Consider the following 12,193-nt stretch of genomic DNA (forward strand, 5'->3'; position numbering starts at 1 on the left):
TTGATCGGTCAACCTTTCTGATTGATAAAGAAGGCAAGCTTGTGAAAGAATGGCGAAGTGTCAAAGTAAAGGGGCATGTGGAAGAGGCGTTGGGATATATTAAGGAAAATATGAGATAAATGAGTTTGCGAAAGAGACAGTGCTCTCTTCTGTCAAAAGAAGAACACTGTCTTTTTATATTTTTTTATAATATATATTATGAAAAGCTGATTGTTTGGGATGTTATGAATACGAACACATTTACTTAATCAAAATCCTGTACTAAGGAGTGAAACAATGTGAAAGTATTTGTCATAGCGGGAATTATTTTAGTGGGACTCATGGACTGTTATTATTCTGTTAAAGGCGGAGATACAGTGAGCCAAGTACCGAAAATTGTCAACACAGAATGGCTGGCGGAAAGATTAGATGATCCGAAGTTAAGAATTTTGGATGCGACGTTGTTTTTGGAACCGAATAAAAAAGGCCCCTATAGGCTTTCTTCCGGAAAAGAAGCATATGAGAAGGAGCATATTCAAGGGGCAGTGTTTGCGGACATTTTGAATGAACTTTCTGATCCTGATGCAAAGTATCCGATGACTGTTCCTCCAAGAGATAGATTTGTAAATAAAATGAGTGAACTTGGGGTCGGAGATGGCACCACTTGAGGAGGGACTTTTATGTCGTATGACGTTAACAGTTTAGCACATACAAAATGGAATTTTGTAAGTATAACATCGTCAGTGTAAAAGTTTTTATGTAGAAACGGTTAAGAAGGTAGTTGACGAATACATACAAAATCTGAACCAAGATGATTTAATTGCAGAACAATTAAGTCTGAAGGAATATACAGATTCGTTTACTGGAGAATAAGGTAAGAGAACGAAAAAGATAGAAGTAAACCTTTAGAGAATTGTCGGGAAAGTAATGCGGTTGGCGAACAGTCCCTTTGAAGGGTTGGCCAGTAATAGAGACTTTCAGCCACAGAGCAAAACACTCGTTCTCAAAGGTGGTTCTGATTGAATATTGGACTATTTAAGGATCCAATTTACCTTTTGAGAAACGGATTTTTTCTTTAAGCAAAATCACAACATAACACGCCTTTTATCAACACAATTTCTTAACAAAACCTAAAAAGAAAGTAAGCCTCAAGTTTAATATGTAAATATAAAATCTTTTCTAAATATTTTGTTGACAAAAAAGTAACTTACGAGTTATTATATTTTTGTAACTGATTAGTCACTTTTTTGTTTTGCAAATTTCGTTTATAAAGTTGAATGAAAGTGGCTAGTATGAAAATTGTCAAATAGATAGGGTTAGTTTTTTCTTATTTTGAATTCTTGATAAGAGAGGATGAATGTTACATGTATAAGGCAAACTCTTAATAGGGAATACACCGAAATTTTTTCCCGAAAATTTCATTGGTAAGATGTTGAAAAAAGTCTAAGATAAATATTTTCAATATTATTTACACAAAGAATATTCAATTCAATTTAGACAAGATAGGAGTATGAGGAACATGAAAGCGTATATTCTTGACCTGGAACAACGAAAAGAAAAAGCAAGATTGATAAGGGGAAAAGAAAAAACGATTTTTTACACAGAAATGGTCAATATACGCTAGAGAGAATAGAAAAACCAGAGGATCATGACTGATTTATGGAGATAAGAATGTTAAATAAATCTTGAATATCCGAGCTGGAAGAAAAAAACGCGACAGATGGTCAAGTTAGCGGGATTGCTCAAATTGCTCAAGCTATAGATAAAACTATATTTGGCGGATCGGAAGGAACCGCTTTTTTTCAACCTGGCATGGGGGTTGACTTTATTGTAGCATGGCCCGACAGCGGGAAATAATTTCACGGAACCGGAAGTTAGAATATACGTAGTTTATGGTCAACAGATAAAGGAATCAAATAATCCTTTAGAAGAAGGAGTGAGTACTATATGTATCTTAAACACAATCAAATGACAGTCGGTGAAATTCCAAAGTTTTTTGGAGAAAAATTTGATACAAAAAATAAAGTCGCTGTTAAAAGCAATGACGGTTTTAAAATAACATGGGAACAACTAAATAAAAGAAGTAATAAACTTGCAAGAGTAATAAAAGAAGATTTTGAATTAGTTAAAGGGGATAAAGTGGTCACATTTTTAAATAACTGTGGTGAATATCCTGAAATTATTTATGGTTTAGCTAAAATTGGTGTTATCGTTGCCCCAATTAGTTATCGATTTATTTCAAGAGAATTAAAATATGCCATTGAACATTCTGATGCAAAGGCAATTATATTATCAGAAGATCTTTATAATGTTTTTCAAGATATTAGTGAGGAAGTTCAAATTCCAAAGAAAAATATATTGGTAATAGGCAATGGAATTTTATCTAATTATGAAAAACGATTAAATGAAAAGATGGATCACAACGTTGAAATCCAAGCTGAAGAAAATGATTATTTTTGGTTGGGACTGACAGGGGGTACTACAGGGTATCCAAAAGCTGCATTAACGACTCACAAATCTATGGTAGAACATTGGAAAAGAATGACGATAGAATTTACTGTTTTAGAAAATGATTATGAATTAATTTCAGGACCTTTCTACCACGGTCTAGGATTTTTATTTGGACTACAGCAGCTAAGTGTTGGAGGTAAAATTTTCATTACCGATAAATTTGATCCGCAACTTGTTCTTTCCATTATCGAAAAAGAAAAAATAACAGCTACTCCAATGGTGCCGACAATGTATAATGAAATATTAAACACTCCAAATAAACGGAATTTTGATATTTCATCGATGCGAGTCCTAGTATGTGCAGGCTCAGCCTTATTAACAAAAGTAAAAGAGGGAGTAATAGAATATTTTTCTAATGCAGGGTTATACGAATATTACGGCTCCACAGAACATGGATTCTATACAATCATAAAACCCAAAGATCAATTAAGGAAAAACAGATCTTGCGGTCTTCCTTTTTACGGAATAGAAATTAAGATTTTGGATGAAGAAGGTAATGAAGTGAACCAAGGTGAAGTCGGCGAGATATATAAGAAAGGTTTGTTACTTGGAGCAGAATACTACAAAAACAAAGAAGCCACTGAGAATTGTTTCCGTGGAAAGTGGGCGACATCTGGGGATATGGGATATGTTGATGAAGAAGGATTCCTGTATATTGTAGATAGAAAAAAAGACATGATTATAAGCGGAGGTGTAAATATATTCCCTACTGAAATTGAAGAGGTAATTCAATCTAATCCGTCGGTAAAGGAAGTAGGGGTTGTTGGTTTACCGGATGAAAAATGGGGAGAGGTTGTAAGCGCCTTCATAGTTAAGAAAAAAAATCAAGAAATAGATAAAAACGATATTTTAAAACATTGTGATGGAGTAATAGCAAATTATAAAAAGCCAAAAAATATTTTCTTTATAGATGAATTACCAAAAAACGCTGCTGGTAAAATTTTGAGAAGAAAAATTAAAGAATTAGCACCACAGTATAAAGTTTAATTTTAAATTCAAACCAAATACCGGAGGGATAAAAATGTGGTATAAGCTACCGAAAAAGTCGTTGTTTATGTTAATTTGGTGCTTTGCAAGTTTAATTTTTATCTATGGACCCTGGGGCTGGAACCCCACACCTGGTACATTTTCTTGGATTGCGGCAACTGAAGGAATTATGATGATTCTGACACCTATTGTTGCTATTATTATTCTCGCTAGTGAGAAAAAAGAGATGAAAATTGACAAAAACCAAGACCATGATCCAAATAAATTTAGTATGAGGGGGTAAATGATGAAACTTCTTGAAACTTTAATTGTGTGCTTTTTCTTTTTACTCTATATATTAATAGGAATCTATTATAATCGCAGATCATCTCTAGATAGAAGAAATTTCTATGTTGCTTCTGGAAAAATAGGCCTTCCTATTAATACTTTAGCCACATTTGCTGCTTTTGCCAGTGGTGGTTCGTTTTTAGGTTCAATAGGGGTAGCATATTCAGCTAGTATTAGTTACATTTGGGCAGCGATCACGGGATCGGTAGTAGGATTTATAGTAGCATCTATATTAGTCGCTCCATATTTAGGTGCTATGAAATTAAACAGTTTAGTCGATTTTTTTAAAGAAAGATATAATAACTGGAAAGTAATAAGGTTAATAGGTGGTTTAATCATTGTAGTTTCATTCTCACTGTATTTAATATCTCAATATAAGGCTGCAGGTATTACTGCTGAATATTTGTTAGGGTGGGATTATGTTTGGACTCTATTGCTTGTAACGCTTATATTTGTAATTTACACATCGATGGGTGGTATGTGGGCTATCACTATGACCGAATCAGTTCAAGCTGTACTAATGTTTATATTCATGATTCTTTTGCCAATTATTGCAGCTATAAAATTGGGTGGACCAATTACTATGATTTCAGCAGCAATGGAAAATAATCCCGCTTGGACAGCGCTGGGTGCACCTGTTATAACAATTATCGGGTTTGCCTTAGTTTGGACGTTTACGGTTTCATGTTTTCCCCATATCTCCATGAGAATTTTTGCATCTAAATCGAGCGATGCTGCAAAAAAAACATTGGGATATACAGGATTGCTTTACGGAATTTTTAGTTTAGTAGGTTTTTTAGGTGTTAGTGCAGCAGCACTCAATTTATTTCCTTTAGGCACGGATCAAGCTTTACAAGATGCAGATTTTGCTTATATAGCAGTTATGGAAGCTTATTTTCCTTCCATTCTTCAAGGATTAGCGGCATCGGCAATTTTTGCTGCTGTGATGTCTTCAACCAGTGGGATATTACTTGCTATATCAGCCGCTGTAAGTAATGATATTTGGGCGACGTTATTTCCGAGTGCTAATGACCGAACATTAATTCAAGTCGGTAGGATTTCTATTGTCCTAGCTGGTCTTATTGGCGCAATTTTAGCTCTCAATCCTCCTGCATTATTAGTCATTTTATATTCGCAAGCAACTGCCATGATGACCGCTGGGTTTTTCGGTCCTCTTGTATTGGGTATTTGGTGGAAAAAAGCGAACAAATATGGTGCGCTTGCTAATATGATTGTTGGAAGTGGCAGCTTTATGATATTGTTTGCTGTTGGTTCCCTCGGAATAGCGAATATTCCTACATTTTTGGAATTTATTATCGCACTTCCCCTCGGTATAATAGCTAATTTAATTGTATCAAACGCAACGTATAAAGAAAATTCGCCGGATTCAACTACAAATGTGGAGTTAATGAATTCAATTCATGAACGTGCTCAGACAATTGCTTAATTGTATTAAAATACACGATAGAAGATTTAGCCTCTTAAAATTAGAAGGAGCTATCTCTGTAAAATTGTCAATAGGAGGGGATGTAAAAATGCTCTATCAAAAAAATTGGAAAAATTTTATAGCTTACGATTATGAAAAATTTAAAGTTGATATAAATCAATTTATTGAGAAAAACAATGTAAAAGGGATTTGGAGAAATAATTCAGGATCGTGGATGTTAAGTAATCAAAAGGGTTATAGTTATACATCCTCACATCCTGTTCAATTTCATCTTAAAATTACTAAGGCGACTGCCAGCCCTTTCGAGAGATTTTTAATTAATTTTACAGGCAATGGTAAGTCTCTAGAAAACTTATGTTTTATTGAAATCGTTGTTCAAGACAAGGAAAACTTCCCCAAAATTCAGCTGTTATTTAGTCAATTTTTTAATCAATTGGATAAGAAACCGTGGGATCTTCAAAAACATCCAATGTTTCAGTTTGCTTGGATCCTGAAGATGAAAGTAAAAAAGAGATGGGAAAAATTTTTAGTAGACCATGGGAACTAAAAGTCATAAATAAGGGGTGTACCCAGAATGAATATAGGTCAAACTTTAATTTCAACGTGTTTGCGTTATCCTAAAAAAATTGCAATTATAGATACGGCACAAAATATCAAAATGACGTATATGCAACTAAATGAAAGAGTAAACAGACTCGGAAATGCGTTGGAAGCAATGGGTATAGGAAGAGGGGACAGAATAGCTATTTTATTGAAAAATTGTTTTCAATATATTGAGATTTCTTATGCTGCGGCAAAAATAGGAGTTATTGTCGTCCCACTAAATTTTAGATTAAATGACAAAGAAATTCACTTTATTTTGAAAGACTCTGGATCAAAACTGTTTCTAGTAAGCGCTGAATACATGGACGTAGCCGAAAAAAGTTTAAATAATACTGATGGAATTAAGACTATTTTAATTAATGAAGAAAATAATTTCGATAATATTCATAAATATGAGGAATTAATTAGGAATGCTTCTTCCGCCGAACCCAGAGTAAAAATAAATGAAAATGAATTTTTTGGTATTATGTATACCAGTGGTACTACTGGTTTACCGAAAGGAGTAATTCATACTCACAGAAGTTTGCTTGAAATAGCTACTAGATTTATTATCGAGTGTAAAATTCATGATAATGATAATACATTAATAGTATCTCCACTTTTCCATTTATCTGGTTTTGGAACGCTATTACCGTCTATTATCATGGGGACAAAGATTACAATTATGAGAACGTATGAACCTGAAATGTTCTTAAAAACAATACAAGACTTTGAAATAACCTTTTCACTACCAGTACCAACAATGATTAATAAAGCGTTAGATGTAGAAAATCTGAATAAATTTAATTTCACAAATTTGCGGTTACTAATGTATGGAGGATCATCAATATCTGCTCAAGCATTGACAAAAGCAATTGAGGTATTTCAATGTGATTTCCTGCAAGGATATGGATTGACTGAAGGAACCCCTTTATTAACGTTATCCCCAAAAGATCATGATTATGCTTTCAAGCACGATAATAAACTTTTGGAGGCTGCTGGGAGATCAGTCATATTAGGTGAAGTAAAGGTGGTAAACGATAATGGGGATGAGGTTGCCGTTGGTGAACCTGGTGAAATCATTGCACAAACACCACAAATTATGCAAGGATATTGGAATAGAGATGAAGAAACTCAAAAAACTTTAAAGAATAATTGGTTATATACCGGGGATGTAGGAATAAGGGATGAGCATGAATACATTTATATTGTAGATAGAAAAAAAGACATGATAATAAGCGGAGGTGAAAATATATACCCAGCTGAAGTAGAAAAGATAATTGAAAGACTTCCAGAGATATTGGAAACTGCAGTTATAGGTGTTCCAGATAAAGAGTGGGGAGAACAACTAAAAGCATTTGTTGTATTTAAAAAGGGAAAGACATTAACACAAAAAGAAATAATTGAATATTGTAAAAATAATTTGGCTAGTTATAAGAAACCATCGAGTGTGGAATTTATATCAGAATTACCGAGAAATGCTGGTGGAAAAATATTAAAAAATAAATTAAGAGAACCGTATTGGGAAAAGGAAGGAAGACAGGTGTAAACAAAGTGATCCAAATTTAATAAAATTTGAGTTTTCTAAAGCAGAATGATATCAGAGTACATTAGTAGTGTACGGTGAAACAATTGCGTTTCCATTATCACATGATGTTTTATGAATAAATTATTAATTAAATATTTGCTCTTTTCTAAATCTTGTATTGACAAAAGAGTTACTCGTGAGTTACTATAATTATGTAACTTACAAGTAACTTTTTTATTTTTAATGATGAAATTTTAGTAGTCAAGCAGGAGTAAATCAAACCTGTTTGTTGGAGACATGGTGAAAATTATCATTATTCCGAAAAGGAGAGAAGTTATTATGAATTTAAAAGTATTTCACCACCAAAAAAATAAAACTGAAATAAAATGCAAACATAAGTATACCGGGAATTTGCCGAGAAGAGTGAAATCTGTCTTGGTGGGGAGGTATAAGACTAATGAATGATAATTTTATTGAAAACCTTTACCTTCCAGTGATTGTAGCACCCATGTTCAGGGTTTCCGGACCGGAACTTGTAATTGCTGCATGCCGTAGTGGGGTTATAGGGTCTTTTCCAGCGATCAATCCACGAACAAGTGAAGAACTAGATCATTGGTTGAGTCAAATTACTCATGAATTAGTGGGGATACCAGAGGCAGCCCCATATGCCGTCAATTTGGTCATTCGTGATGAGAGGTTATCTGAAGATCTTGATGTCGTAATGCACCATCAGCCCCCAATTGTAATCAGCAGTGTTGGCTCACCAGAAGCAATCGTTCCATCTATACACTCATACGGAGGGATAGTTTTGTCCGATGTTGCTACTCTTCGGCACGCCCGAAATGCTGTTGAACTTGGTGTTGACGGCTTGATTCTACTCTGTGCAGGGGCTGGCGGCAATGCCGGTTGGGTCAATCCTTTTGCCTTTGTTCGTGCCGTTCGTGAATTTTATGATGGAATCGTCGTATTAGCAGGTTGTGTGATGGATGGAACAGGAATTCGTGCCGCTGAAGCACTTGGAGCTGATCTTGTCTATATGGGAACACGATTCATAGCAACAACAGAAAGCATGGCGGTAACCGAATACAAAGATAAGCTGACTGAAGTAAATATGGATGATGTGATGACAACAAAATCGTTTTCTGGCTTGACTGCAAATTATCTACGCCCTACGATTGTGGCAGCAGGATTGGATCCGGAAAATCTGCCATCGTATAACGAATTTAATAGCGGGGTTCATCGTAAAAAACGATGGAAGAATATTTGGTCAGCTGGACAAGGCGTTGGTGCTGTAAAAGATATTGTTCCCGTCTCCAAATTAGTTGATCGCTTATTTGATGAGTATAGTAAATGACAACTTAAAAGATAAAAAACATAATAGAATAGAAATAAGCCATTATTTAAGGAGAAGGAGAATTTTATAATGACTTCAAAAACAGACAGAAGTAACTCTGGAATAGAAAGCGGGAAAATTTATAGATTGTTAGATGAACTGTCAATTAAAAAAGGTTATTTATTGGATGAACAGAGATCCGAAGCTATTAAAAAACAGCATAGAAAAGGAAAGTTATCTGCTCGTGAGAGAATAAATCTTCTCATTGATGAAGGAACATTTATAGAACTGGGAATGTTGGTTCAACATGAGGGTATGGAAATGATGCGGGGGAAAGATACACCTGCTGATGGGATTGTAGCAGGGATCGGTGAAGTGGATGGACGCACTGTTGCTGTCATTGCCAATGACCCAACCGTATTAGGTGGTTCAATTGGAAAAATGGGAATGGAAAAGCAACAGCGAGTTGTAAAAACTGCGAAAGAATCAGGATTTCCTCTTGTTTTTCTTATGGAAGGAGGGGGACACCGTATTCAGGAAGGATTGGATTCACGAGAGTTTGCGAGGGAAATAAATTTAACGTTATTCCAAGATTTATCATTAATGTCTGGTTGGGTTCCGTTAATCGGTGCTATTTTTGGGGATGGATTTGCTGGGCCTGCAAACTTTGCTTCGTTATGTGATTTTATTCCCATAGTAAAGGATGGAACAATCGGTATTGCGGGTCCCAAATTGGTAAAGTCGGCTTTGGGAGAAGATTTATCGAAGGAAGAATTAGGGGGGGCTACTTTTCAAACGAAAGAAACCGGTATGGCTGATTTAATTGTAGATAGTGATGAAGATTGTATTTCAGAAATTAAAAAGTACTTAAGCTATTTTCCTTCCAATGCAAATCAAAGTCCACAAAGAGTTGCTTCCGAGCAGCCAGTGAATGAGGTAGATCAAGCAATTCTTTCCGTTCTTCCTGATTCTCTATATAGAGTCTATGACATGTCGAAAGTTTTAAACTACATTTTTGATAAAGATAGCATGTATGAAATGAAGCCCCAATATGCGAAGAATATTATTACGGCTTTTGCTCGTATCAACGGAAAAACTATTGGTATTGTTGCAAATCAACCATTTTACAAGGGCGGGATAATGGATGCAGCCGCATGCACTAAAGCATCGAGGTTTGTCAGCTTATGTGATGCTTTCAATATTCCTTTAATTACATTTATAGATGTTGCGGGATTCATGCCCGGACGCAGATCAGAGACGGAAGGATTAGTAAGAAAAGCTGGAAAACTTCAATTTGAATTTGCACAAATTACCGTACCAAAAATTTCGGTGGTTGTACGAAAAGGGTATGGATTTGCTTATATAGTTTTAGGTTCTCAATCTAACTATACGGTAGCATGGCCGACAGCTGAAATTTGTGCAATGGGAATTGAAGGGGCAGTTGAAGTAGCATACCATAAAGAAATTAGTCAAGCTGAAAACCCTGTACAAAGAAAACAAGATTTAATCAAAAAGTTTCAATCTCAAACTGGGGCGATGCGGGGAGGCGAAGGGTTTGGTGTTGATGATGTTATTAATCCTTTAGACACAAGGTTTTTAATTGCAAAATCACTTGAACGTTTTCCTGAAAAATTACCGAAGCAATTTCCTCCACGAAAACATGGTATCAGCCCAATTTAAGCAGACATAAAACTAGGACAGTGCTATTGACACAAAGGTTACTATTGAGTAAGATTTCTGTGACTTAATAGTAACCTTTGTTTGTTGAACCTTGTTTTTAGACAAAATGTGTTTTAACTTCATGAGGAGGAAATGCAGTGGATTTCATTGATAAATTTTCTGAAGATACCAAACCCAAAGATGTAAGTGAACGAATATATCAAAATAGAATGAATCAAAAAAGGGAAATAATAAAGGCAGCATTTAATTTATTTGCTCAACAAGGCTATTATGAGACAACTTTGGAAGCGATTGCTAAAGAAGTGGGGATGACTAGGGCTGCTTTGTATCGCTATTTCTCGTCCAAAAATGAATTATTATTTCAATGTCACAAAGTGGTATATGAATATTCGATAGATAAGCTTAGCCAGCTGAAAACCATTCAAAATCCGCCTACACGCCTCTCGAGAATGCTAGAGGCCCACATTCTTTTGTTTCTAGAGGATTTTCCTTTTTCTAGTCCAACCTTAATGTCGATTCGTTCTTTTCCTTCTGAATTTAAAAACCAGATTATTAAATTCAGAAAAAAAATTGAAGAACCTTATTTACAGTGTTTACAGGATTGGCGAAGAGAATTTCCTGAACAACTTAAAAATATTGACAATAAAATACTTATTAATACTCTTTTCAGCGCAGCAAATGCTGTTCCCAAATGGTGGGACGGTAAAAGTGAACCGCAGTTGGTGGCTAAACAAGTTGTGTCTATTTTAGTAGATGGAATACAGAAAAGAGAATAAACTAAATATAGTCATTAGTTTTGCATTAGAATCAATTTCATAAATTAAACCCTTAGAGTCTCAAGACATTTGAGACACAAAAAGAGGAGTACATCCCCAAAATGCCGAAAAAGATTAGTTACAACAACTTTAAGACTGGAGGATGACTCCCTATGATTATTTTAACAACAAGGAGCATTGTTTGACCTGCAAGAATTATATTATTTAGAACCTACCTAATGATTGGAGCTATTTTTTCAGCTTTTGACAGTGATCTAATCTTCGCTCCAAGATCCAGAGTGGGGCGTAGAAGAATAGCGAAGGGAAAAATGTTTTTTTTTATGTCTATAAAGCCCACTTCAATGTTGGAACATCGAGCCTGTACATTTTCCAATCCCTTTTTTCATCTGGTAACCTGAATGATGAAAAAGCAGTTATTCCTTTAAAAGGCATCCATGAATGTCTTCCACTGCGCTCTTTACGTTATGAAACCATGGATGCAGGGTATGATTTCGAGCCCATTTATACGCAAATTCATCGAAATAAAGACTGTCCCATAGCCAATGAAGTCTTTGGCGAAAGGTATATAAAGTGAAAGTTACAACGGATCTAAGAAAATACACAGCTCTAGCTCGGGATCAAAGGCTTGGAAGACGATATTTAAACTTCGTATCGCTGTAGAACGTGTCAATGCTTATCTAAATGGATATCCAACTGAACAATGTCCGTTATCGGACTGGGAAACGTGCCAAAGTTCATTTTGACATTGTTACCTTAGTTTAAAATGCTTCAAAATTAGCTGTTGATCGAATCAATGTCCTGTTAAATCAACAACAAACCAAAAAAACTAAAAAATTTTAGTAGTCTCTAAATTCTGCCGGTCTGTTTTTCTTTAAAATAAGGAATTATGAAATTGACTCATTAATCTAATTAAATTTCACAAGAGTTTTTAAAAGTCTATATTGTGGAACCTTGCTCTATTTGTTACATTTAATATCCTTGTTGTCGATGTAAGCAATGAGAAAGGAAATGCGGTTATGCCGCTTTTCGTCGTGCTGGACGAA

General features: G+C 35.0%; 9 protein-coding genes and 2 pseudogenes. All 11 read left to right on the top strand.

The annotated features are described in order from the left end of the window. Window positions 1-119, top strand: a pseudogene (locus tag DCC39_RS19535) (peroxiredoxin); the annotation flags it as partial. A gap of 159 nt (window positions 120-278) precedes the next feature. After that, window positions 279-647 carry a rhodanese-like domain-containing protein gene (locus DCC39_RS17800; protein WP_116556236.1) on the top strand — a complete coding sequence of 123 codons (369 nt, stop codon included), beginning with the start codon at window positions 279-281 and terminating at the stop codon, window positions 645-647. Between the two features lie 1,279 nt (window positions 648-1,926). Continuing rightward, the gene (locus tag DCC39_RS17805; protein WP_116556237.1) at window positions 1,927-3,477 is read left to right on the top strand and encodes a class I adenylate-forming enzyme family protein; all 1,551 of its coding nucleotides are present in this window, start codon (window positions 1,927-1,929) and stop codon (window positions 3,475-3,477) included. Between the two features lie 34 nt (window positions 3,478-3,511). After that, window positions 3,512-3,760, top strand: a complete 249-nt coding sequence (locus DCC39_RS17810; protein WP_116556238.1) for a hypothetical protein — start codon at window positions 3,512-3,514, stop codon at window positions 3,758-3,760. 3 nt (window positions 3,761-3,763) lie between these two features. Next, the gene (locus tag DCC39_RS17815) at window positions 3,764-5,251 is read left to right on the top strand and encodes a sodium:solute symporter family protein (RefSeq protein ID WP_165820927.1); all 1,488 of its coding nucleotides are present in this window, start codon (window positions 3,764-3,766) and stop codon (window positions 5,249-5,251) included. An 88-nt stretch (window positions 5,252-5,339) separates the two neighbouring features. After that, entirely contained in the window at window positions 5,340-5,798 is a 459-nt protein-coding gene (locus DCC39_RS17820) for a hypothetical protein (protein WP_116556240.1), read from the top strand. Between the two features lie 27 nt (window positions 5,799-5,825). After that, window positions 5,826-7,382, top strand: a complete 1,557-nt coding sequence (locus DCC39_RS17825) for a long-chain-fatty-acid--CoA ligase (protein WP_116556241.1) — start codon at window positions 5,826-5,828, stop codon at window positions 7,380-7,382. A 436-nt stretch (window positions 7,383-7,818) separates the two neighbouring features. Further along, window positions 7,819-8,715, top strand: coding sequence for an NAD(P)H-dependent flavin oxidoreductase (locus DCC39_RS17830; protein ID WP_116556242.1), 897 nt, complete (start codon window positions 7,819-7,821; stop codon window positions 8,713-8,715). Between the two features lie 69 nt (window positions 8,716-8,784). Further along, complete coding sequence (locus tag DCC39_RS17835) at window positions 8,785-10,374, top strand: acyl-CoA carboxylase subunit beta (protein WP_116556243.1); 1,590 nt, start codon at window positions 8,785-8,787, stop codon at window positions 10,372-10,374. A 137-nt stretch (window positions 10,375-10,511) separates the two neighbouring features. Beyond that, window positions 10,512-11,150: a TetR/AcrR family transcriptional regulator gene (locus DCC39_RS17840; protein WP_116556244.1), complete on the top strand. Its 639-nt coding sequence runs from the start codon at window positions 10,512-10,514 to the stop codon at window positions 11,148-11,150. 270 nt (window positions 11,151-11,420) lie between these two features. After that, a pseudogene (locus DCC39_RS17845) lies at window positions 11,421-11,990 on the top strand (transposase); the annotation flags it as partial. Window positions 11,991-12,193 lie beyond the last annotated feature (203 nt).

The sequence above is a fragment of the Pueribacillus theae genome, from assembly GCF_003097615.1.
Taxonomy (GTDB): domain Bacteria; phylum Bacillota; class Bacilli; order Bacillales; family UBA6769; genus Pueribacillus; species Pueribacillus theae.